Source organism: Limnohabitans sp. 2KL-51 (assembly GCF_003063645.1).
In the GTDB taxonomy this organism is placed as follows: Bacteria; Pseudomonadota; Gammaproteobacteria; order Burkholderiales; family Burkholderiaceae_C; genus Limnohabitans_A.
Genome location: NZ_NESJ01000001.1, coordinates 309147 through 330519, shown reverse-complemented (window position 1 = coordinate 330519; position 21373 = coordinate 309147). Strand labels below are relative to the sequence as shown.

Annotated in this window: 22 protein-coding genes; 7 read left to right on the top strand and 15 right to left on the bottom strand. The window is 59.5% G+C overall.

Going from position 1 to position 21373, the window contains the following annotated elements; all coding sequences use genetic code 11:
- The first annotated feature begins 72 nt into the window (after positions 1 to 72).
- The 3 genes from dctP to B9Z49_RS01485 are packed head-to-tail and all read left to right on the top strand — an operon-like array spanning position 73 to position 2931.
- The gene (dctP, locus tag B9Z49_RS01495; protein ID WP_108351650.1) at positions 73 to 1041 is read left to right on the top strand and encodes a TRAP transporter substrate-binding protein DctP; all 969 of its coding nucleotides are present in this window, start codon (positions 73 to 75) and stop codon (positions 1039 to 1041) included.
- On the top strand, positions 1041 to 1568 hold the full coding sequence (locus tag B9Z49_RS01490) for a TRAP transporter small permease (RefSeq protein ID WP_233254456.1): 528 nt from the start codon (positions 1041 to 1043) through the stop codon (positions 1566 to 1568). The genes dctP and B9Z49_RS01490 overlap by 1 nt, the downstream gene beginning before the upstream one ends.
- Positions 1569 to 1611: 43 nt before the next feature.
- Positions 1612 to 2931: a TRAP transporter large permease subunit gene (locus B9Z49_RS01485; RefSeq protein ID WP_108351649.1), complete on the top strand. Its 1320-nt coding sequence runs from the start codon at positions 1612 to 1614 to the stop codon at positions 2929 to 2931.
- A 112-nt stretch (positions 2932 to 3043) separates the two neighbouring features.
- Here B9Z49_RS01485 and B9Z49_RS01480 read toward each other — a convergent pair whose 3' ends face one another.
- The 4 genes from B9Z49_RS01480 to dusB all read right to left on the bottom strand — a co-directional run bounded on the left by B9Z49_RS01480 (position 3044) and on the right by dusB (position 7289).
- Entirely contained in the window at positions 3044 to 4291 is a 1248-nt protein-coding gene (locus B9Z49_RS01480; protein WP_108351648.1) for a DEAD/DEAH box helicase, read from the bottom strand.
- Positions 4292 to 4301: 10 nt separating this feature from the next.
- Positions 4302 to 5888, bottom strand: coding sequence for a bifunctional phosphoribosylaminoimidazolecarboxamide formyltransferase/IMP cyclohydrolase (gene purH, locus B9Z49_RS01475; protein ID WP_108351647.1), 1587 nt, complete (start codon positions 5886 to 5888; stop codon positions 4302 to 4304).
- A 130-nt stretch (positions 5889 to 6018) separates the two neighbouring features.
- Complete coding sequence (locus B9Z49_RS01470) at positions 6019 to 6258, bottom strand: Fis family transcriptional regulator (RefSeq protein ID WP_108351646.1); 240 nt, start codon at positions 6256 to 6258, stop codon at positions 6019 to 6021.
- Positions 6255 to 7289: a tRNA dihydrouridine synthase DusB gene (gene dusB / locus B9Z49_RS01465; RefSeq protein ID WP_108351645.1), complete on the bottom strand. Its 1035-nt coding sequence runs from the start codon at positions 7287 to 7289 to the stop codon at positions 6255 to 6257. The genes B9Z49_RS01470 and dusB overlap by 4 nt, the downstream gene beginning before the upstream one ends.
- A gap of 121 nt (positions 7290 to 7410) precedes the next feature.
- Here dusB and B9Z49_RS01460 point away from each other — a divergent pair, with 121 nt between their 5' ends.
- A complete protein-coding gene (locus B9Z49_RS01460; RefSeq protein WP_108351644.1) occupies positions 7411 to 7887 on the top strand; it encodes a YqaA family protein in 477 nt (158 codons plus the stop codon).
- Positions 7888 to 7934: 47 nt separating this feature from the next.
- Here the strand turns inward: B9Z49_RS01460 and B9Z49_RS01455 are convergent, their stop codons facing one another.
- From B9Z49_RS01455 to B9Z49_RS01420, 9 genes are all read right to left on the bottom strand, one after another.
- Positions 7935 to 8930, bottom strand: coding sequence for a tripartite tricarboxylate transporter substrate binding protein (locus B9Z49_RS01455; RefSeq protein ID WP_108351643.1), 996 nt, complete (start codon positions 8928 to 8930; stop codon positions 7935 to 7937).
- A gap of 103 nt (positions 8931 to 9033) precedes the next feature.
- Positions 9034 to 10050 carry a D-2-hydroxyacid dehydrogenase gene (locus tag B9Z49_RS01450; RefSeq protein ID WP_233254455.1) on the bottom strand — a complete coding sequence of 339 codons (1017 nt, stop codon included), beginning with the start codon at positions 10048 to 10050 and terminating at the stop codon, positions 9034 to 9036.
- Positions 10047 to 11021, bottom strand: a complete 975-nt coding sequence (locus B9Z49_RS01445) for a tripartite tricarboxylate transporter substrate binding protein (RefSeq protein ID WP_108351642.1) — start codon at positions 11019 to 11021, stop codon at positions 10047 to 10049. The genes B9Z49_RS01450 and B9Z49_RS01445 overlap by 4 nt, the downstream gene beginning before the upstream one ends.
- Before the next feature lie 35 nt (positions 11022 to 11056).
- The gene (locus B9Z49_RS01440; protein WP_108351641.1) at positions 11057 to 11845 is read right to left on the bottom strand and encodes a class II aldolase/adducin family protein; all 789 of its coding nucleotides are present in this window, start codon (positions 11843 to 11845) and stop codon (positions 11057 to 11059) included.
- A gap of 16 nt (positions 11846 to 11861) precedes the next feature.
- A complete protein-coding gene (locus tag B9Z49_RS01435; RefSeq protein WP_108351640.1) occupies positions 11862 to 12833 on the bottom strand; it encodes a tripartite tricarboxylate transporter substrate binding protein in 972 nt (323 codons plus the stop codon).
- Between the two features lie 47 nt (positions 12834 to 12880).
- The gene (locus B9Z49_RS22125; RefSeq protein WP_255418856.1) at positions 12881 to 13021 is read right to left on the bottom strand and encodes a zinc-binding dehydrogenase; all 141 of its coding nucleotides are present in this window, start codon (positions 13019 to 13021) and stop codon (positions 12881 to 12883) included.
- Between the two features lie 15 nt (positions 13022 to 13036).
- A complete protein-coding gene (locus B9Z49_RS01430) occupies positions 13037 to 13864 on the bottom strand; it encodes a zinc-binding dehydrogenase (RefSeq protein ID WP_233254453.1) in 828 nt (275 codons plus the stop codon).
- Positions 13865 to 13871: 7 nt separating this feature from the next.
- A complete protein-coding gene (locus tag B9Z49_RS01425; RefSeq protein WP_108351639.1) occupies positions 13872 to 14681 on the bottom strand; it encodes an enoyl-CoA hydratase in 810 nt (269 codons plus the stop codon).
- Positions 14682 to 15872, bottom strand: coding sequence for a CaiB/BaiF CoA-transferase family protein (locus tag B9Z49_RS01420; protein WP_108351717.1), 1191 nt, complete (start codon positions 15870 to 15872; stop codon positions 14682 to 14684).
- Between the two features lie 278 nt (positions 15873 to 16150).
- Between B9Z49_RS01420 and B9Z49_RS01415 the strand changes: the two genes are divergently transcribed.
- Together B9Z49_RS01415 and B9Z49_RS01410 are read left to right on the top strand one after the other, a co-directional pair.
- Positions 16151 to 16831 (top strand): GntR family transcriptional regulator, encoded by a 681-nt coding sequence (locus B9Z49_RS01415; RefSeq protein ID WP_108351638.1) that lies wholly within the window; start codon positions 16151 to 16153, stop codon positions 16829 to 16831.
- A 71-nt stretch (positions 16832 to 16902) separates the two neighbouring features.
- Positions 16903 to 17877 carry an alpha/beta fold hydrolase gene (locus tag B9Z49_RS01410; protein WP_108351637.1) on the top strand — a complete coding sequence of 325 codons (975 nt, stop codon included), beginning with the start codon at positions 16903 to 16905 and terminating at the stop codon, positions 17875 to 17877.
- Here B9Z49_RS01410 and ychF read toward each other — a convergent pair.
- Together ychF and B9Z49_RS01400 are read right to left on the bottom strand one after the other, a co-directional pair.
- The gene (gene ychF / locus B9Z49_RS01405) at positions 17867 to 18958 is read right to left on the bottom strand and encodes a redox-regulated ATPase YchF (RefSeq protein ID WP_108351636.1); all 1092 of its coding nucleotides are present in this window, start codon (positions 18956 to 18958) and stop codon (positions 17867 to 17869) included. The genes B9Z49_RS01410 and ychF overlap by 11 nt on opposite strands.
- 349 nt (positions 18959 to 19307) lie before the next feature.
- Positions 19308 to 19937 (bottom strand): DUF4823 domain-containing protein, encoded by a 630-nt coding sequence (locus B9Z49_RS01400; RefSeq protein ID WP_146188436.1) that lies wholly within the window; start codon positions 19935 to 19937, stop codon positions 19308 to 19310.
- Between the two features lie 227 nt (positions 19938 to 20164).
- Between B9Z49_RS01400 and B9Z49_RS01395 the strand changes: the two genes are divergently transcribed.
- Positions 20165 to 21346, top strand: a complete 1182-nt coding sequence (locus B9Z49_RS01395; protein WP_108351716.1) for an FAD-dependent monooxygenase — start codon at positions 20165 to 20167, stop codon at positions 21344 to 21346.
- Positions 21347 to 21373: the final 27 nt, after the last annotated feature.

Below are 21373 nucleotides of genomic sequence, written 5' to 3'. Positions count from 1 at the left end.
CCCTGCAACGTGGCATACAAGACTACCCTACAAATTCCCCAACGACCCGTAACCACAAAAGGAGACTAGCCCATGAAACGACGTTTACTCACCCAGGCCACTGCACTGGTTTTGGCGCTCGGCGCCAGCTCGGCCACGCTGGCGCAAGAAGTTACGCTGCGCCTGATCAGCGGCTTTGCCGAAAACGGCATCTACGTGCAACGCCTGCAGCCGTGGATCAACAAGGTCAACGCCGAGGGCAAAGGGGTTTTGCAAATCAACTTCATCGGCGGACCACGCGCCATTCCATCGTTTGAGCTGGGCAACGCGGTCAAGACCGGTGTGGTCGACATGGCCTTGAACACGGGCGCGTTCTACACCAACGTCATGCCCGAGGCTGACTTCCTGAAGCTGACCCAGATCCCTGTGGCCGAGCAGCGCAAGAACGGCGCTTTTGATGCGATCAACAAGGTCTGGAACGAAAAAGGCAACATGCAGTATCTGGCCCGCATGGTGGAAAACCAGCCCTTCCACATCTACACCAACAAGAAGGTCGACAAGCCCGACTTGGCAGGCCAAAAAATCCGCATCACACCGGTGTACCGCGACTTCTTTCAGGCCCTGAACGCCAGCGTGATCACCACGCCACCGGGCGAGGTCTACACCGCCTTGGAGCGCGGTGTGGTGGACGGTTATGGCTGGCCCATTGGCGGTATTTTTGACTTCAACTGGCATGAAAAAACCAAGTTCCGCATCGACCCGGGCTTCTACGACGCCGAGGTCTCGCTGATCATGAACCTGCCGGCCTACAAGAAGCTCAACGATGCGCAGCGCAACTACCTGCAAAAGCACTTACTGGCGCTGGAAGCCGAAAACACTTTCTGGGCGCGTTACGGGGCTGAAGAAACCGCTCGCCAGACCAAGGCAGGCATCCAGACCATCAGCTTCGATGCCGCCACCAGCAAAGCTTTTCGCGACAAGGCTTACGACATCGGCTGGGCTGGTGCCGCCAAACAAAGCCCTGAAGTGGCTGCGCGCTTCAAGGCACTGTTCTCCAAATGATGCAAGCGCTGTCTGAGCGCTTTGGCCGGTGGCTGTCGGGTCTTGCCCTGTTCGGCTGCCTGCTGCTGCTGGCCATGATGCTCATCATCGTGGCCGATGTGGCGCTGCGCAACCTGGCCATCCCGGGCATGCCGCTGGGGCTGTCCTGGAGCAACGAGGTGTCTGAGCTCATGCTCTACCTGATCACCATGTGTGTGGCCCCTTGGCTGCTGCGTCAGGGGCAACACATCCGGGTGGACATTTTTCTACAGGCCATTCCACCACGCGCTGCCTGGGCACTGGAATGGGTGGGCGATGTGCTGGGCCTTTTGTGTTGTTTGGTGCTGGCCTGGTATGGCGCGCAGGCCACTTGGGCCAGTTATGCGGCAGGCTCACTGAGCATCAAGACACTGGTCACGCCCGAGTGGTGGTCGCTCGCGCCCTTGCCGGTGGTGTTTGTGCTGCTGTCCATCGAGATGGTGTTTCGCATGCACCGCCTGCTGCATGCCGAGCGCGGTCCGCGCCAGGATGCGGTGAGCGCCGCTTGAACGGGTTCCCAATGATTTTATTTTTCTCGTCTGGAGTCTGCACATGAGCAGTTGGCCCATCGCAGCCTGGTTGATGTTGGGCGGCTCCACCTTGTTGCTGTTCATGGGCATGCCTGTGGCCCTGACTTTTTTGGGCGTCAACATCCTCGGGGCAGTCCTTTACATGGGGGGCGAGCCTGGTTTGGTGCAGCTTGTGCGCAACAGCGTGAGTTCGGTAGCGGCCTTTTCGCTCACGCCCATTCCGCTGTTTGTGCTGATGGGCGAGATTTTGTTCCACACCGGTTTGGCCGTGAAGGTGATCGATGGGGTCGAGCGCTTGATCGTTCGCGTGCCTGGACGACTGGCGGTAGTCGCAGTGGTGGCGGGCACGGTGTTTTCGGCCATCTCGGGCTCCACCATTGCCACCACGGCCATGCTGGGGGCCCTGATGCTGCCTGTGATGCTGGCACGCGGCTACCACCCCACCATGGCCACCGGTCCCATCATGGCGATTGGCGCGGTGGACATGCTGATTCCGCCTTCGGCCCTGACGGTTTTGCTGGGCTCGCTCTCGGGCATCTCGATTTCCAAGCTGCTGCTGGGCGGTGTGGTTCCTGGACTGCTGTTGTCGGTGGCGTTTGTGGCCTGGATCATTGTGCGCGTGCGCATCAGCCCCCACCTGGCCCCATCTGACACGGAATCCGTTGAACACCACGGCTGGGACCGCTGGCAACCACTGTTTGCCTACGTCTTGCCCACCTTGTCGATTTTTGGGGTGGTGGTGGGCGCGCTGGCAGCGGGTTGGGCCACGCCCACCGAGTGCGCGGCGCTCGGCGCTTTTGCCACCATGCTGCTGGCCGCGCTTTACCGCGCCCTGCGCTGGGAGGCGGTGCTCAAAGCGCTCAAGGGCACGGCGGGCATCTCCGGCATGATTTTGTTCATCATTCTGGGGGCTACCACCTTTGCGCAAATTTTGTCTTTCTCGGGGGCCAGCTCAGGTTTGGTACAACTCATCACCGAGCAGGGTTTGTCGGCCAACCAGATCCTGATCGGCATGATGGTGTTTCTGATTTTTCTGGGCATCTTTGTGGACCAGGTCAGCATGATGATGATCACCCTGCCCATCTTTATGCCCATCGTGAACGCCTTGGGCATCGACCCGGTGTGGTTTGGTGTGCTGTTCCTCATCTGCATGCAAATGGGCCTGCTTTTGCCACCCCATGGTTTGCTGCTCATGACCATGCGGGGTGTGGCTCCACCTTCAGTCACGATGATGCACATCTTTTTGGCGGTCACGCCTTATTTGGCGATGAGCGTGTTGCTGCTGGTGGCCGTCTTCATGGTGCCGGGCATCGCTACTTGGTTGCCCGGGTGGATGGGCTGATGGGCTGCTTGTAGGAACCTACCCTGTGGGCGATGGTTTCAAGGGCGTGTGCCACGCCTATCGCCCACGGGGTGGGCTCCTACAAAGATCAAGACAACAGGATGCGGTCTGATCAATCGTTGGGTTTGAGCAGACCTGCCGCTCTCAGCTTGTCCTTCTTGCTCAGCCGTGAACCCTTGATGCCGCCATGGCCTGGCGACGGTGGTGGTGGGGTTTCGGTTTGCTCAAAGCCTGGGATTTGCTCAAAAGCGAGTTCCAAGCTTTCTCGCTTCTGGATCAACTGCCAGTGCGCGAGCGCAGCGGCGGTCACAAAGCTCACCGCGTCGCCGTGCGCCCCAGCGCGCCCAGTGCGGCCGATGCGATGCGTGTAGTCGGTGGCTGAGCGCGGCAGGTCGTAATTCACCACCACGGGCAGCATGGCGATGTCGATGCCGCGTGAGGCCAGATCGGTGGTGACCACCACGTCCCAACGGCCGGCCTTGAACTCGCTCAACACCTCTTGCCTTGCACCTTGGCTCATCTCGCCATGAAAGGGCGTGGCAAACACACCCGCTTTGTAGAGCTTGTTGGCCACATGCTCGCAGGCGTAGCGTGTGGCCACAAACACCAGCACCTGCTTCCAGCCGTTCTCGGTGATCAGGTGGCGCAGCAAGGCGGTGCGGCTTTTCTCGTCCACGCTGATGGCGCGTTGCGTGATGTCGGGCTTGTGGCCTTCAAAAGCTTCCACTGTGATGCGCACAGGATCGCGCAGCAGTTTGGCCGCGAGCGCCTCCACCTCGGGTGCAAACGTGGCCGAGAACAACAAGGTTTGGCGATTGGCAGGCAGCAGCGCCAGCACGCGCTGCAACTCTTCCGAGAAACCCAGGTCCAACAAGCGGTCGGCTTCGTCCAGAACCAAGTGCTGCACATCGGCCAGGCGTAATGCATTCTGGTCAATCAGGTCGAGTAAACGGCCCGGCGTGGCCACCACAATGTCGGCACCGCCGCGCAGCGCCATCATTTGCGGGTTGACCGACACGCCACCAAACACGGTGTTGACCTTGAGCGACTGCGGCAGCTTGTAAGTCAAATTGACCAACACTTCGCCCACTTGCACTGCCAGCTCGCGTGTGGGCACCAGCACCAGGGTGCGCACCGGACGGCGAAAGTTGGTCTGGCGCGGCGCGGCCAGCAATTGCTGGAGCAGCGGCAGCGCAAAAGCCAGCGTCTTGCCCGAGCCGGTAGGTGCGGTGGCCCACACGTCGGCCAATTTCAGGGCAGCCGGAATCGCCTCGGCCTGGATGGGTGTGGGGGCAAACAAGCCCATGTCAGCCACTGCGCGTTGCAGGGCGGGGATCAGGCCGAGTTGGTCAAAGTTCAAAATGGTCCGATCAATGACGGAAGTGACGCACGCCCGTCAACACCATGGCCACGCCATGCTCGTTGGCCGCGTCAATGACTTCCTGGTCGCGCATGGAGCCGCCGGGCTGGACCACGCAGGTCGCGCCAGCGTCCACCACCACATCGAGGCCGTCGCGGAAGGGGAAAAACGCGTCGCTCGCCACCACGGTGTGTTGCAGGCTTAGCTTGGCGGCTTCGGCCTTGATGCTGGCGATGCGGGCCGAGTCAAGGCGGCTCATCTGGCCTGCGCCCACGCCCATGGTCATGCCGTTTTTGCAGAACACGATGGCATTGGATTTGACGAACTTGGCCACTTTCCAGGCAAACAGCAAATCGTTGAGTTCTTCAGGGGTGGGTTGCTTGATGGTGACGATCTTGAGGTCGGCCATCGCCAACTCGTGGTTGTCAGCGCTTTGCAGCAGCAGGCCTGAGCCCACGCGTTTGGTCTCCAAAGCGTTGCGCATATCAACGTAGTGGGCAGGCAGCGGGATTTTCATCAAGCGCACATTGACTTTGCTCTTGAACACTTCCAGCGCTTCGGCGCTGAAGTCGGGGGCCATCAACACTTCGACGAATTGCTTGCTCACCGCTTCGGCAGCGGCTTTGTCCACAGGGCGGTTAAAGGCGATGATGCCGCCAAACGCGCTGGTGGGGTCGGTTTGGAAAGCTTTGCTGTAGGACTCAAGCGGGTTCGCGCCCACAGCCACGCCGCAGGGGTTGGCGTGTTTGACAATCACACAAGCTGAGCTATCGAAGCTCTTCACACATTCCCAAGCTGCATCGGCATCGGCAATGTTGTTGTAGCTCAGTTCTTTGCCTTGCAGTTGCACGCCGGTAGCCAGGGACCCAGCGGCTGGAGCCAAGTCGCGGTACCAAGCGGCTTGCTGGTGGCTGTTTTCGCCGTAGCGCAGGTCCTGCACCTTGACGTATTGCTCGTTGAATTGGCCTGAGAACTGGGCACGCTCGGGCACGTAGGTTTCGCTCAGTTTCTCGGCTTCAAAGTTCACGCTCGACAAGTAGTTGCTGATCGCGCCGTCGTATTGGCTGATGCGGTTGAACGCAGCCACCGACAGTGCAAAGCGCAGTTTGTCGCTCAACTTCCCGCTGGCCTTCAGCTCAGCAATCACGTCGGCGTATTGGCTGGCGTCGGTCACGATGCCCACGTCTTTCCAGTTCTTGGCGGCCGAGCGCACCATGGCGGGGCCGCCGATGTCGATGTTCTCGATCGCGTCGGCCAGCGTGCAACCGGGCTTGGCCACGGTGGCTTCAAACGGGTACAGGTTGACAATCAGCAGATCGATGGTGTCGATGCCATGCGCCTGCAAAGCCGCCATGTGCTCGGGCGTGTCGCGCCTAGCCAGCAGGCCACCGTGCACTTTGGGGTGCAGGGTTTTGACACGGCCATCCAGCATTTCCGGGAAACCGGTGACTTCGGCCACTTCGGTCACGGGCAGGCCTTGCTGGGCCAGCAATTTGGCAGTGCCGCCGGTAGAGATCAGGCTCACGCCCAAGGCGTGCAGTGCTTTCGCCAGGTCGACGATGCCGGTTTTGTCAGAGACGGAAATCAGGGCGCGCATAAGAGGCTTTCTTCAACAGTGTTCATTCAGGTCCAGACCGGGGTCTAGGCCGGGGCCTAGGATTCCAACTCGGTCATCTAATAGGGGAAAAATCAGGCACTGTCCGCTGGACCTGGGCGCAGTGCGGGTTTCATTTCAGGAGATCGTGCTCCAGCAATTTTTTGCGCAGGGTATTTCGGTTAAAGCCCAACCATTCGGCAGCACGCGACTGGTTCTGACCCGAATGGGTCATAACCACGTCAAGCAGTGGCTTTTCGACCAGCTTGACCAGCATGTCATAAAGGCCTGTGGGCTCGGTGCCGTCCAGGTCGCGGAAATAGATTTCCAGGTTGTCTCGGATGCAATTTTCAATCGATTGGTTTTCGCTCATGGCGTGGTCTCTAATTCAAGGCAGGCCTCACGGCGCAGGGGCAGGCGCTCCATCCGGTCGGCCAGGCCGTCCAGATAGGCGGCCACGGCGGCCAGTTGTTGCGCTGCAGTCTCCAGGGTGTTCATGTGCTCTCGAAAATCATCGCCGCCAGGCAGCGTACGCACATACCAACCAATGTGCTTGCGCGCCGAGCGCACACCAGTGTATTCACCGTACAGGCCGTAATGGTCTTGCAGGTGCTCGAGCAGGGCGCGGCGCACCTCGGCCACCAGCGGTGGGGCCAAGTGCGTGCCCGTGGCCAAAAAGTGAGCGATCTCGCGGAAGATCCAGGGACTGCCTTGTGCGGCGCGACCGACCATCACTGCGTCTGCTCCGGTGAACTTCAGCACATCGCGGGCTTTTTCAGGCGAATCGATGTCGCCATTGGCCACCACCGGAATAGTAAGCGCCGCTTTGACGGCGGCCACGGTGTCGTATTCGGCCATGCCTTTGTAGCCTTGCTCGCGGGTACGGCCGTGCACGGTGACCATTTGCACCCCCACGCGTTCAGCAGCACGGGCGAGGCTCAGCGCGTTCTTTTCGGCGTCGCACCAACCAGTGCGCATTTTCAAAGTGACGGGCACGCCGTGGGGCAAAGCGGCTTCGACCACGGCACTGATGATCTGAAGCGCCAGCGGCTCGTCTTGCATCAGGGCTGACCCAGCCCATTTGTTGCAGACTTTTTTAGCTGGGCAGCCCATGTTGATGTCGATGATCTGTGCGCCCCGGTCAATGTTGTAGCGCGTGGCGTCGGCCATCATTTGCGCCTCGGTACCGGCAATTTGGACCGCAATCGGGCCGGGCTCGCCATCGTGGTTGGCACGCCGCGAGGTCTTCAATGAGGCCCACAAGTCCGGGCGCGAGGTCACCATTTCGCTCACCGCATAACCCGCACCAAACTGCCGGCACAACTGACGGAAAGGCCGATCTGTCACCCCGGCCATAGGGGCGACAAACAAGTTGTTCGGCAATGCGTAAGGGCCAATCTGCATGACTTGGAAGTGGGTGTTTTGGGGCGTGGCCTGAAGCGGAGGAACGATTGTAATTGCTTAATATTTCAGCAAATGAAAGCTGCGTGTGCTAAGCAAATGTCACCGGCGATACACTGCCCCCATGGAACTTTGGCTCAACGAATTAATGCAATGGCTGGCCCTGCCGCAACATGGCCTGAGCACCGTGTTTGTGGTGGCCTTCATCTCGGCCACCTTGTTGCCGATGGGTTCTGAGCCGGTGCTGTTTGGTTTGGTCAAACTCAACCCCGAACTGTTTTGGCCCGCCATTTTGGTGGCCACTGCAGGCAACACGCTGGGCGGCATGTTCAGTTGGTGGATGGGCTGGGGCACGCACAAGGCGGTGAACCGTTGGCGCGGATCGGGCAGCCACCACCGCGCCTTGATCTGGCTGGAAAAGCTGGGCCCGAAGGCCTGTTTGCTCAGCTGGCTGCCCGTCATAGGCGACCCTTTGTGTGCGGTGGCGGGCTGGCTGAAGATGCCTTTTTGGCCCTGCACGCTGTACATGGCCATTGGCAAATTCGCCCGCTACTTGGTCATGACGGCAGGTCTGCTGTGGGTGTTTCCGGGGCAGTTTTAAGACGGCCCCAACTCCCAATACCCAGCAGCCAGCAGCCAAGCTGGACATCAATCGTGAACGATCTTGCGTTCTTTGATGATTTGGGCAAACCGTCGCGCATCGCCCTTGGTGACCGCACCGAACTCGGCGGGCGTCATGGGGGTGGGCTCGGCACCGATGCCTTTGATGGACTCGACGGCGCTGGGCAACATCAAGGCGCGGTTGATCTCGCGGTTCAGGCGGTCAACGATGGCCGCAGGTGTGCCGGCAGGCGCCCAGAAACCATGCGATGTGCCGGCGTCAAAATTCTTGAGCCCCAACTCATTGAGCGTAGGCGCATCGGGGAACATGGACAAGCGCTGTGGCGACGTGACAGCCAACAAGCGAAGACGCCCCGAACGCACGTGCGAAAAAGCAATGCCAGGATCAAGCAAGTAGTCGACATTGCCACCCAGCAAGTCTTGCAAGGCTGCACCCGAACCGCGATAAGGGATGTGCAAGGTAAAAATTCCGGCTTGGGACTTGAGCATCTCCCCCGCAATGTGCGGGCTGGTGCCGTTGCCTGGCGAGCCATAACTCAACTTGCCCGGATTGCCCTTGGCGAAGGCAACGAATTCGGCAAAAGTTTTGTACGGTGCATCGCTGCGTACGACCAGGAACAATTGCAAACGAGCACCTGCCGCCACCGGGATGAGGTCCTTGTCATGGTCGAAAGGCATCTTGGGCGTGACGTAGGGCACGATGGAAGCGCCACTGCCCGAGCTGCACAAAATGGTGTAACCATCGGGCGTGCTTTTGGCAGCCAAGTCAGAACCAATGATGCCACCGGCACCGCCTCGGTTGTCCACCACAATCTGTTGACCTAGCGCTTGAGACACCGCAGACGACACGGCACGCGCCACCAGGTCTGGCGAACCGCCCGCAGGGAAATTCACGATCATGCGGATGGGTTTGGCCGCAGGCCAGGCGCTTTGAGCATGCGCTGTGCCCAAGGCGCTGAGTGCAAGGCTCGACACGGCGGCAAGACCAATTTGTCGGCGGCGAGGGTCATGGGGTTGGGTCATCAAAAGATCTCCGGATAACAATAACCAATCCATTATGAAAAGAAATCAAGTGGTCCGCTACTCGGGAAAACCTTGCCTTGGCAATGCTTGACCTTCCAAAGGGTTAAGTCACCGAATTGCGCAGGGGTGCACCTTCAGTCCAACAGCGCAAATTGTCCAAAAACATTTGCCCCACTCTGCTTTCATTGCCATCGGAATGACCTGCTGCGTGCGGCGTGATCATGACCTGGGGCATGGCCCACAAGGGGGAATCAAGGGGCAAAGGCTCGTGCGCAAAGACATCCAGAAAAGCGCCACCCAAGTGGCCGCTTTGCAATGCCGCGACCAAAGCGGGTTCGTCCACCACTTCGCCTCGCGCCACATTGATCAAGTGAGCACCTTGGGGCAGTGCAGCCAGGGCAGAGGCATTGACCAATTGGCGGGTTTTGGAGGTCAAAGGACAGGCCAGGATCAACCAGTCGGTTTTGGGCAGCACCTGGGCCCAAGACTCGAACGTGACCATCTCAACGCCTTCGCTGGGCGGGTGTTGCGGCGCGGCCACTTGCTGGCGCACCACCACGACCTGCAGGCCCAAGGCCTGCAGCAAACTGCCCAGTTTTTGGCCAATAGGCCCCCAACCGACGATGGTCGCGGTTTGGCCCGGCAGATCGCGGGGCATGCGCGCGCCCATAATCGGAAGCCACTGACGGTTTTGTTGCTCGGCCCAGAGCAACGGGAAACGGCGTGCCAACGCCAGGATACCCGCCAGAGCCACGGTGGCGACCACTTGCGCATTCGCGCCGGATGAAGTGGTTATTTGAACGCCCTTGGCCAACAAATCCAGATAAATCTGACGGTCAGCGCCTGCTGAATGGATGTGCACCCACTGCAGGCCTGGCGACTGACGCAACAGCGCGTAAACCCGCTGCAAGGCAGGATGGATTTCATGTTTGGTGGAAGTGCCTGTGACCTCACGCGAGATGAACGCCACATGGGCATCCGTGCGTTGTTCGGCTGTCGCCGCTTCCAAAGAGATCAATTCATAAGGGCGCTGCCCCATATGAACCGCAAGCGATGCGCCCCAGCGCTCAATGGACTGCTGAGACATCAAGATGCGCAGGGGGACATGCGAATCGCTCATTCGGCTTTGGCCCCCGAATCCCGGACGATGACACGCCATTTGTCATGCTCGCGCTGCACGAATTGACCAAACTGGGCGGGCGTGCCGCCCGCTGGGTCGGCGCCCTGAGCGATCATTTGCTGCTCAATGGCGGGGACTTGCAAGATCTCATTGACGGCTTTGTTGACCATGCTGATCACCGCCTCTGGCGTACCCTTGGGCGCAAAAAAGCCAAACCACGAACCGGCTTCGAATTGAGGAAATCCTTTTTCGACCACGGTGGGCACGTCGGGCATGGAACGCGAACGCTTGAGTGAGCTGACTGCAATCGGTTTGAGCTTGCCCGCCGTGATGTGCGGCATTACAGAAGGGATGGTGGCAAACATGAACTGGATGCGACCTGCCAACAAGTCTTTCAGGGCATCAGCGCCTTTGTAGGGAATGTGCGTCGCCTCAAAACCCACCCGCTTGGACAGCATGAAGCTGGACAAATGGGACGAGGTGCCAATGCCGGTCGAGCCATAGTTGAGCTTGCCGGGATTGGCCTTGGCGTAGGCGATCAGCTCTTCCATGGAGTTGGCAGGTACCGAGGGGTGGATGACCAAGACATTCGGGACATCTGCGATCTGAACCATGGGCACCAGATCAGTCAAGGGGTTGTAGGGCAGTTTGCCGTACAAGGTGGGGTTGACGGCAATGGGGCCTACCGAATTGACGATCAGGGTGTACCCGTCTGGCGCGGAGCGGACCACCAGCTCGGTGCCCAAGTTGCCCCCCGCGCCTGGTTTGTTGTCAATGACAAAGGGTTGCTTGAGTTTTTCAGACAACTGCTGGGTAACGGTGCGCGCCAAGATATCGGTGGTGCCCCCTGCCGTGAAGGCCACCACCACTTTGACCGGTTTTTGGGGGTAAGCCTGAGCCTGCGCCCCCGAAGGTATGGCGATGGCCAAGGCGGAGAGGCTGGCGGCTAACCAAAGAGAGGGTGAGGGCATGTGGAACTTTCGGTGGGGGTCAAGAAGCCATGGGTTCAGGTTTTGTAACTGGGGTCCATGCGGTCGAGTTTGCGCAACAGAGCTGGCCACTCCATCAAGCCATAGGGTCTGCGCGTGCTGGGCTGGTAGTTGTTCCAGGTTTCCTCCAGTACATCGGGCGCGACCTTGACGAAAGGCGTGTTGCAAGCCATGGCTGCGAGTTGAGAATGGCACGCCAGCTCCAGGCGGTGCATCCAGTTGAAGGCCTCACCCACACTGCGACCCACGGTGAGTGCGCCATGGTTGCGCAAGATCAGCGCCTCGCCCTGCCCCAAGTCTTTGACCAAAGAGGCTTGTTCGGTCAGATCCAAGACCACGCCTTGGTAGTCGTGGTAACCAATTTTCAGGAAACGCATCGCCGTTTGGGTGATGGGCAAGAGACCGCATTCGAGCGAAGACACCGCCATGGAGGCCCAGCTGTGGGTGTGGATGACGCAGTCCACCTCGGGGCGCGCTTCGTGCACCGCACTGTGGATCACGTAACCGGCTTTGTTGATGCCGTAGTTCAAATCGCCAAAGTCGGGTTGGGACAAGATGTTGCCATCGTGGTCAATCTTGATCAGGCTCGACGCGGTGATCTCTTCGTACATCATGCCGTAGGTGTTGATGAGAAAAGCACCGTCTTCGCCGGGCACGCGCGCGGAGATGTGGTTGGCCATCATGTCGGACATGCCGTAGATGGCCACCAACCGGTAGCACGCCGCCAAATTCACCCGAGCTTGCCACTCTGCAGGGGTGCAGCGCGCTTGCATCGATTCGATTTTCAAAAATCCATTTTCAACCATCACAGCTCCTTGAGACTCAGTCGAGTTTGACGCCCGCGCTCTTGACCAAATTGACCCAGAACTTGGCGTCGTCATTTAAAAAGGCGACAAATTGATCGGGCGAAGTGGAGACCGACACATCGGTGCCTTCGCGCGCCAGAGCGGCCTTCACAGAGGGCTGCGCCATGGCCGTTTGGGCTGCATCAAAAATTTGCTTCATGACAGCAGGCGGTGTACCCACGGGCACAAACAAGCCATACCAAAACTCGATCGCGTACTCGGGCAGTTTGGCCTCTTGCATGCCTGGCAAACCGGGGACCAAAGCCGAGCTGTTGCGGGTGCTGACGGCCAGGCCTTTCAAGCGACCGGCTTGGATCATCGGCAAGACCGAAGGAGGGGTGCCAAAGGTCACTTGGGTGTCGCCCGCGATCACCGACTGGATCGCAGGCGCACCCCCGCGAAACGGAATGTGCACCATGTCCACACCCGTCAATTGGGTGAACAAAGCAGCGCCTAAATGCGGCGCGGAGCCATTGCCCGAGGTAGCGTAGTTGATCCTGCCGGGCGCTTGCTTGGCGCGCGCGATAAGGTCTTGCACCGAGTTGACGCCGATGTTGGGGTTGACTGCAATCACCAAGGGCGAGGTGGTGACTTTGGTGATGGGCACCAGGTCTTTGGGGGTGTAGTTCAGCTTGGGGTTGAGGGCCGGGTTGACCGAGATGCTGCTGGGGCTGGCCAACAAAACGCTGTAGCCATCGGGGGCGGCCTTGGCCACGTTTTCGGCCGCAATGCTGGAGCCTGCGCCGGCACGGTTTTCGACAATGATGTTCTGGCCAATGGCTTTGCCCATGGCGTCACTGATGGCGCGGGCCACGTAGTCGGCCGCTCCACCGGGTGCGAAACCGACCACCAGCCGGATGGGTTTGTTGGGATAGGCAGCGCCTTGGGCTTGCACACCCATGGCGAGGCACGACAGGACGAATGCTGAAATCAGGTTTCTTTTGTTCATGGGGTTGTCTCCATCAGTTAAGTGGTTTTGAGGAACCTGAAAGCATTTCAAACAGCGCTGGCCATGCGCAGCACAATCTTGCCCGTGTGTTGGTTGCTTTCCATGTGGGCTTTGGCGTGATCCAGTTGGTCAAATTCAAACACTTTATCCAATAGCGGCTGGATCCGGCCATCTGCAAAAGCCGGCAGGATTTGCGCCGCAAATTACGCGATGCCATCTGAACGTTGGGCCGGTGTGCGGTTTTTGTTGGACACGCCATACAGACACAAGCGCTTGGCGTGCAGGGCTTCCAGGTCAATGGTGGCGTTCAGCGTGTTGTCGACATAGCCCACAAAACCCAAGCGCCCCTGAAAAGCCATGCAGCGCATGCTTTCGGCAAAGACGCTACCGCCCACAGTGTTGACCACCAAGTTGGCCCCTTTTTGATCGGTGGCTTGCAGCACAGCCTGGTGAAAATCAGCCGCGCGGGTGCACAAACCCACATCCAAACCCAACGGTTTCAATTGGTCCAGCTTGGCCTGCGAGCCCGAGGTGCCAATCACTTGAGCCCCCAACACCTTGGCCATTTGCAAGCTGGCCACGCCCACTCCGGATGACACGCCATTGATCAACAACCACTGCCCAGCTTGCAAGTGGCCTTGCAACACCAACAGGTCATAGGTCACCAAAAACGTGAGTGGGATGGAGGCCGCCTGCTCCCAGCTCAAGTTGTCTGGCACGCGCATGATTTCGCGCACATCCATCAAAGCGTATTCAGAAAAAGCACCCGGGCATCGGCCCATGACACGATCACCCGCTTGCCAGGCACCGGTATCGCTGCCCAGCTGAACGATCTGCCCCGCGCCCTCCATGCCCGCGGGCTTGCTGCCGCCTTTGCCATGCAGGCCGTGGCCGATGATCAACTCGCCCCGGTTCAGCGCTGCGGCGTGCAGCTTGACCAACACCTGACCCGCGCCGGGTACAGGCCTGTCTACCTCGCGCAGTTCCATCTGGCCCTGGCCATTGCTGATGTTCATCCAATACGATTTCATGGGGACCTCATTCGCCTTTGAAGACGGGTTTCCGTTTTTCCATGAAGGCTTTGCGGCCTTCGGCGTAATCGGCGCTGTCAAAGCAGCCGCGAATGAGCTGGGTGCACAACTCCATGTCCAGCTCTGGGGAGGGCTTGAGGATTTCGCGGGTGATGGCCTTGGCCGCCTGAATGGTCAAAGGCGCGTTGGTCGCTAAGGCGGAGGTGTACTCGGCCAGCAAGTCGGGCAAGGCCTCAGGCGCGCAGACCCGCGTGACCAAACCAAGGCTTTGGGCTTCTGGCGCGTTGATTTTGCGGGCCGTGAAAAACAGGTCTTTGGCTGCACCGGGGCCGATCAGGTCCACCAGATTTTTCATGGCCGAATAGCGGTAACCCAAACCCAGGCGGGCGGCGGGCACCGAAAAAACGGCATCGCTGGCGGCGATGCGCATGTCGCAGCTGATGGCCACATTGATGCCGCCGCCAATGCAAAAGCCACGGATGCAGGCCAGCGTAGGCTTGGGAAAGTTGAAAATGCCCATCAGAGCGGTCTCGGCCATGTGCTCGTAGCGGGTCACCGCCTCACGCGCTGCACGCATGTCTTCGAACTGCGAAATGTCTGCGCCAGACACAAAGGCTTTTTCGCCCGCACCCGAAAACACCACCAAACGCACACGGGAGTCATGTTCGGCCTGGTTCAGCAACACAGGCACGGCTTCCCACATGTCCACCGACAGTGCGTTGTGCCGCGCCACATTGTTGAACTGGATGTGCAGCGTGCTGCCCTCCAGCCAGGTGTTGACCCGTTCGGTGGGCGAGGTGTAGACGATGTCGGACATTCAAAACACTCCTTTGGATTTCAATTGGGCAAGCGTCTGGGCATCCAAGCTCAGTTCGCCCAGAATTTCTTCGCTGTGCTCTCCGCGGCGCGGTGCGGCCCGGGCGATGGTGCTGGGCGTGCGCTCCAGCTGCACCGGCTGCCCCACCAAGCGCTGCGGACCTTGGTGCACCGACACCACGTCTTTGACCATCTTCAAGTGCTGGACTTGCGGTTCGTTGAACACCTCGTCCATGCTGTTGATCAAGCCACAGGCCACACCGCCATCGTTCAGGCGTTCGATCCAGTACGTACGGTCTTGCTTGGCCAGGCGTTCGTTGATCTCGGCGTTCAACGCATCGCGGTGGACCGAGCGGCTCGGTTTGTCCTTGTAGCGCGGGTCGGTGACCCATTGCGGCGCTCCCAAGATGTCGCAAAAGCGCTCCCAGATTTTTGAGCCGAACACCGCGATGTTCATGTAACCGTCGCGCGCCTTGTACACCCCGGTGGGGATGCTGGTGGGGTGGAAGTTGCCCGCCTGCGTGGCCACTTCTTCGTCGATCAGCCAGCGTGAGGTCTGGAAATCCATCATGTACACCATGGACTCCAAGAGCGAGGTGTGCAGCCACTGACCTTGGCCAGACTTTTCGCGCTCGAGCAAGGCCACCAAAATGCCTTGGGCTGCAAAAATGCCCGCGCACAAATCGGCTATAGGAATGCCCACGCGCATGGGCCCTTGCTCTACCAAACCGGTGACCGACATCAAGCCGCCCATGCCCTGCGCAATCTGATCAAAGCCCGGCCTTGCGGCCAGGGGCCCGGTCTGTCCAAAGCCCGAGATGCTGGCATACACCAGGCCGGGGTTGTCTTTTTTCAGGCTCTCGTAATCGATGCCCAAGCGGAACTTCACATCAGGGCGAAAGTTTTCCACCACCACATCGGCCTTGGCGATCAGTTGCTTGAGCAGCGCAATGCCCTCGGGCTCTTTCAGGTTGAGCGTGATCGAGCGTTTGTTGCGGTGCGTGTACTGATAGTCCGAGCCCTCTTGCCCGCCCAGCGTGTCGTCGCCACGCATGTGTTCGGGCATTTGCACCTGCACCACATCCGCGCCCCAGTCGGCCAACTGGCGGCAGGCCGTGGGGCCAGCACGGACCTGGGTCAGATCGATCACTCTAAATCTCGCAAGTGCAGCAGAAGCAGGTTGGTGCGGCATGACAATCGTCCGTGTATTGGTGGGCCCATGCGAGCAACCGCCGGGTGACAGGAGCGCCTTGAACTGGGGTTTTTTCGAGCGTGGTGTGTACCCGTCAAACAGCCATAAAGTGTGAACGCCCACCGAAAAAGTGTCAACAATTCCGATGGATTGTTGACACATTGGCGACCTGCAAGAGGTCATTTTCGAGGTGTTGCGCGCACCATCGGGTAGTATCCAAACGATCCTTTTCCAACGCCCCGCCTCACTCCACCCGCTGCACCGCCATCGTCTTCACCATGGAACCCGCCCCTGAAAAGCCCGAGCACGGCTTGCCTGTCTTTGTGGCCGAGCAGCTCAAGCAATTCATCTACAGCGGCGAGCTCAAACCCGGCGAGCGCCTGAATGAAGCGGCTCTGGCCCTGCGCATGGGCACCAGCCGGGGCCCGGTGCGCGAGGCCATTCGCATGCTCACGGGCCTGGGACTGGTCAAGGCCGTGCTCAACCGGGGCGTGTTTGTGCGTCAACTGTCGGTGCGAGAAATGCTGGAGCTGTACGACTTGCGTGCCCTGGTCTTCGGATTTGCCGCCGAACGCGCCACCGAGCACATGGCCGAAAGCCACAAAGCCTGTTTTGAAGAACTTCTGGACGGCATGGACCGGGCCTGTGAAGCCGAAAACCCGAACCGGTATTACGAACTGAATCTGCAGTTCCACGCCTTGGTGCTTCAACTGGCCAACAACCAAAGAGCCCAAGCCGCTTACGACGACTACGTCAAGGAAATGCACCTGTTCAGGCGTGAGTATTTCAACGCCCCCGGCAACATGCGCCAGTCCAATGCCGAGCACCGCACTTTGTACGAAGCCATCGTCAAAGGCTCTAAGGCCAAAGCCAAAATGACCGCCGAGCGACATGTGCTCAAAGGACGCGAGCGGTTGCTGAGCAACATCAACAACAACAGCCCGCTTGCAGGGTTTTGAGCTGGCCATGATCGACCTGGTCAAACCCAACCGTGAAGTATTTTGCTGATTCCACCCACTGAGGTTTGCCCATGAACACCCCCATATTGACAGTGTCATTGGCATTTTTTTTGGCTTTGTTGGCCGCCTTGGTCGCGGCGCTGGCCTGGACTTGGGCCCCTGACCGAGAGGTAGACACCCTCAAGGCACGCTGGGCCCCAGCCCCCTCACACTTTGTGACGCTGCAAGGCATGCAGGTGCATGTGCGCGACGAGGGGCCACGCGATGACCCCATACCGATCGTGCTGATCCACGGCACCTCGGCCAGTTTGCACACCTGGGACGGCTGGGTGGCCGCTTTGAGCCCACACCGCCGCGTCATCCGCATGGACTTGCCCGGTTTCGGACTGACCGGCCCCGCGCCCGATGCCGACTACAGCATGGCGCGTTACACCGGCTTTATGCGGGATTTGCTGGACTTGCTCAAGCTCGATGAGGTGGTGATGGCTGGCAATTCGCTGGGCGGTGGCATTGCCTGGCAAACCGCCTTGGCACACCCGACGCGAGTGCGGCAATTGATCTTGGTGGATGCCACGGGCTACCCTTTGCAGCCCCAGTCCATGCCCATCGGATTTAGGTTGGCCCAAATTGCATGGTTGGCACCGGTCACCCAGAAAATTCTGCCCCGACAAATGATTGAGGCCAGTGTGCGCAATGTCTATGGCCAACCGGACAAGGTCAGCCCCGCTCTGGTGGACCGCTATTACGAATTGACCCTGCGCGAAGGCAACCGCGCCAGCCTGACGCAACGCTTCCAGTACCGTAGCAGCGATGCCGCCCTGGCCGGGCAGATCTCACAATTACACCTGCCCACGTTGGTTCTGTGGGGCAGCGAGGACCGGCTGATTCCACCAGACCACGCACAGCGCTTTCAGCAAGCCATTGCAGGCAGCGAGCTCCAGGTCTTTGAAGGCTTGGGCCATGTGCCCCACGAAGAGAACCCCGAGGCCACGGTGCAGGCAGTGAAAAGGTTTTTGGGCCTGCCGCCTGCGTTGATCAGGAGCTGAACAAGAAGTTCATCACGTCGCCATCTTTGACGACATAGTCCTTGCCTTCGGCGCGCATCTTGCCCGCGTCCTTGGCGCCTTGCTCGCCCTTGAAGGCGATGAAGTCGTCAAACGCGATGGTTTGGGCTCGGATGTAGCCTTTTTCGAAGTCGGTGTGGATGACTCCCGCCGCTTGAGGGCCGGTGTCGCCCACATGGATGGTCCAAGCGCGCACTTCTTTCACGCCTGCAGTGAAATAGGTCTGGAGACCCAGCAAGCCGTAAGCAGAACGGATCAGGCGGTTCAGGCCCGGCTCGTCCTGCCCCAGTTCCTTCAAGAACTCCAATCGGTCGGCATCGTCCATCTCGGACAACTCGGCTTCGATCTTGGCGCAAATCGCCACCACCGGCGCGTTTTGCTTGGCGGCAAAGGCTTTCAAGCGGTCCAGGAAAGGGTTGTTCTCGAAGCCGTCTTCCGACACGTTGGCCACAAACATGGCGGGCTTGGCGGTGATGAAGAAGAACTGCTTGAGTTCGATAAGCTCTTCTTTGCTGAAATCGATGGTGCGCACCGGCTGGGTGTCGTTCAAAGCCGTCTGGCACTTTTCCAGAATCGCCATTTGCTTGACGGCTTCTTTGTCACCCGAGCGGGCGATTTTGCTCACGCGATGAATGGCTTTTTCAACAGCGGCCAAATCGGCCAAGCACAACTCGGTCTGAATGACTTCGATGTCTGCAATCGGGTCCACCTTGTTGGCGACGTGGATGACGTTGTCGTCTTCAAAGCAGCGCACCACGTTGACGATGGCGTCGGTTTCACGGATGTGCGCCAAAAATTTGTTACCCAGGCCTTCGCCCGTGCTGGCACCAGCCACCAGGCCGGCAATGTCCACGAACTCCACAATGGCCGGCACGATGCGCTCGGGCTCGACGATTGCAGACAACTGCTGCAAGCGCAGATCGGGCACCTCGACCACGCCGGTGTTGGGCTCGATGGTGCAAAAAGGGTAGTTTTCAGCGGCAATGCCGGCTTTGGTCAGGGCGTTGAAAAGGGTGGATTTGCCCACATTGGGCAGACCCACGATGCCGCATTTGAGGCTCATGGAAAAAGTCCTTATAAATCAAGACCCCAGTTGCACTGTCGAGCCCAACACTGGCGCGTTCGAGATGCCCGACATGCGCAGTTAAGTTGTGGCCAAAGTGCAGGGTATGCCGTCAAAAAACGCGCTAGACGCGCGTTGGATGTCCGAGTTTTGTCCTGGGGCGAATGCCGGTGATTGTACTGATCACCAAACACCTGCTGATGCGGCCTGCGAGAGACGGCAGGGCCGCGTGACAAGCTCGCACGAAGAACCGATACGCGCAAGTCAAGCCCATGCGGGCCCCACCCATCAAAACGAAGGTGAGGCCAGTTGGTGCGGCCAAGATGCTCCGACCGCCACTGACGCTTAATCAGCGGGCATCACTTAAAAGGCGGCTCACCAGACTGTCAAAATCGCCCTTCAAAAGACTGACTGGTTTGGCATTGCCCCACTCTACAATAGCACTGGCCAACAAATTGGACCTGGCCTCGTAGCTGACTTGCCTGACTTGTGCGGGTTGAGAAGCAGGACTCAAGCGCAGTTGAAGTTCAATCCGGTCGGGGTTGAGCGTCCAACCCGTGAGATTGTCTTCGTAGTGCGTAACACGGGTTTCCAGCAAATGGGTGCCACCGCGACGCGTGCACTCTGCAGCCGACTGACCTGCATCGACTTTGATCGCGACCGTCTGCCATCCCGCCTGTTGAACGGCCTTCTCAACCCGTTGGCCAATTTCCGCACCGCTGCCGGGGTATTTTTCTTGTCCGTGGGCTTGGTCGCCTGGGTGTACGACACAGACCAATGACTTTGTCGTGGCGCTGTGGATGGCTTGCGACGTGGCACCCGTGGGTTGCGTTTGCTGGGTGACGACGGGGACCGCGCTGCAAGAAATCAATCCAACACAACTCAATATCAGTACTGTTTTGCCTAAATAGTTCACTTGAAACTCCATAAAAAAATTGACTTTAAATTGAAAAAATCGCCTAAAAATCCACAATAACAAATTTTAACGAAAAAATTAAGGCTTCAGATTGAGCGCAAAGTTCTGCAAGGGCGCACCGGGCGGGTGCGCGGCATAAGCGATGGCGCGGTCTCGTTGAAGTCGGTCAGCAACCTGTGGTTCACAGGTCAAACGGCGTCAATGCAGCACAAGGACTTGCCCATGCCGCAAAGGGTCTTCAGGCGCCATGTCCACACAGTGCACACAAGCGCACACCTACAATGCAGACCATGGCTAACTCTCCCGATATTTGCATCCGTGGCGCTGGCATTGTTGGCCGCACTTTGGCTTTGCTGCTGGCCCGCGAACGGCTGAACGTGGCTTTGGTCGATTCACCCCAGCCCAACACGGCCCCTGACGTGCGCGCCTATTCGCTCAACGGCGCGGCCAAGGCCTTGCTGCAAGACCTGCGCTGCTGGCCTGAGGCCCCCGCCGTCACGCCCGTGCACCAGATGCAGGTCTGGGGCGACGATGGCGGCAAGCTCAATTTCGGTGCCGGCGATCAGGGCGTGGGTGAGCTCAACTGGATGGTAGATGTGCCTGTGTTGCAAGCGCTGCTGGCGCAAGCCGTGCAGTTTCAGCCCCAGATTCAAGTGGTACAGGCCCCGTTGTCCGCGCCGCTCACGGTGGTGTGTGAAGGCCGTGCCAGCCAGACCCGCGCCGAGCTGGGCGTAGGCTTTGACATCACGCATTACGAGCAACACGCCCTGGCCACCCGCCTGATGTGCGACCGAGTGCATGAGGGCATCGCCCGGCAATGGTTTGGCTGGAGCCCCGCGTCCGGCCTGGCGCAGCCGCAAGCCGAAGTGCTGGCCCTGCTGCCCTTGGGCGGCGAAGGCGGGCGCGAAGTCGCGCTGGTCTGGTCGGTTCACCCGCTGCGGGCGCAAGAATTGATGACCATGCCGCCCGAAAACTTTGCCGCTGCACTGGCCCAAGCCTGCGGCCATGCCCTGGGCGGCATGCAGTTGTCGGCCGAGCGTGCCGTATGGCCGTTGCAACTGGCGCGCGCCGAACGCTGGATCGGCACCATGCCGGGGCAAAACAAACAAGCCTTTGCATTGGCGGGCGATGCGGCCCATGCCCTGCACCCGCTGGCCGGTCAAGGCCTGAACGTGGGCCTGGCGGATGTGGCGGAACTGGTCAGCGTGATCCGCGCCAAAGAATTTTGGCGGCCGCTGCACGACCTCAAACTGATGCGCCGCTACGAGCGCGCACGCCAGGCCGATGTGCAAGCCATGGGTTTCGTGACCGATGGCCTACAGCGGCTGTTTGCCCAGCCCGGCCCGATCTGGCAAAACCTGCGCAACTGGGGCATGCGCGGCTTTGACCGCAGCGGCCCACTCAAACACTGGATGACGCAACGGGCCATGGGCCAAAGCACTCCGCCCAACCCTGCCAAGGCCACAAACTGATTTGTCCTTCTTTTACTTGATTCCGAA

Excerpts from the sequence above, each read along its gene's own strand:
- dctP (WP_108351650.1), top strand. The coding sequence starts at position 73 with ATGAAACGACGTTTACTCACCCAGGCCACTGCACTGGTTTTGGCGCTC.
- B9Z49_RS01490 (WP_233254456.1), top strand. The coding sequence starts at position 1,041 with ATGCAAGCGCTGTCTGAGCGCTTTGGCCGGTGGCTGTCGGGTCTTGCC.
- B9Z49_RS01485 (WP_108351649.1), top strand. The coding sequence starts at position 1,612 with ATGAGCAGTTGGCCCATCGCAGCCTGGTTGATGTTGGGCGGCTCCACC.
- purH (WP_108351647.1), bottom strand. The coding sequence starts at position 5,888 with ATGCGCGCCCTGATTTCCGTCTCTGACAAAACCGGCATCGTCGACCTG.
- B9Z49_RS01470 (WP_108351646.1), bottom strand. The coding sequence starts at position 6,258 with ATGAGCGAAAACCAATCGATTGAAAATTGCATCCGAGACAACCTGGAA.
- dusB (WP_108351645.1), bottom strand. The coding sequence starts at position 7,289 with ATGCAGATTGGCCCTTACGCATTGCCGAACAACTTGTTTGTCGCCCCT.
- B9Z49_RS01460 (WP_108351644.1), top strand. The coding sequence starts at position 7,411 with ATGGAACTTTGGCTCAACGAATTAATGCAATGGCTGGCCCTGCCGCAA.
- B9Z49_RS01455 (WP_108351643.1), bottom strand. The coding sequence starts at position 8,930 with ATGACCCAACCCCATGACCCTCGCCGCCGACAAATTGGTCTTGCCGCC.
- B9Z49_RS01450 (WP_233254455.1), bottom strand. The coding sequence starts at position 10,050 with ATGAGCGATTCGCATGTCCCCCTGCGCATCTTGATGTCTCAGCAGTCC.
- B9Z49_RS01445 (WP_108351642.1), bottom strand. The coding sequence starts at position 11,021 with ATGCCCTCACCCTCTCTTTGGTTAGCCGCCAGCCTCTCCGCCTTGGCC.
- B9Z49_RS01440 (WP_108351641.1), bottom strand. The coding sequence starts at position 11,845 with ATGGTTGAAAATGGATTTTTGAAAATCGAATCGATGCAAGCGCGCTGC.
- B9Z49_RS01435 (WP_108351640.1), bottom strand. The coding sequence starts at position 12,833 with ATGAACAAAAGAAACCTGATTTCAGCATTCGTCCTGTCGTGCCTCGCC.
- B9Z49_RS01430 (WP_233254453.1), bottom strand. The coding sequence starts at position 13,864 with ATGAAATCGTATTGGATGAACATCAGCAATGGCCAGGGCCAGATGGAA.
- B9Z49_RS01425 (WP_108351639.1), bottom strand. The coding sequence starts at position 14,681 with ATGTCCGACATCGTCTACACCTCGCCCACCGAACGGGTCAACACCTGG.
- B9Z49_RS01420 (WP_108351717.1), bottom strand. The coding sequence starts at position 15,872 with ATGCCGCACCAACCTGCTTCTGCTGCACTTGCGAGATTTAGAGTGATC.
- B9Z49_RS01415 (WP_108351638.1), top strand. The coding sequence starts at position 16,151 with ATGGAACCCGCCCCTGAAAAGCCCGAGCACGGCTTGCCTGTCTTTGTG.
- B9Z49_RS01410 (WP_108351637.1), top strand. The coding sequence starts at position 16,903 with ATGAACACCCCCATATTGACAGTGTCATTGGCATTTTTTTTGGCTTTG.
- ychF (WP_108351636.1), bottom strand. The coding sequence starts at position 18,958 with ATGAGCCTCAAATGCGGCATCGTGGGTCTGCCCAATGTGGGCAAATCC.
- B9Z49_RS01395 (WP_108351716.1), top strand. The coding sequence starts at position 20,165 with ATGGCTAACTCTCCCGATATTTGCATCCGTGGCGCTGGCATTGTTGGC.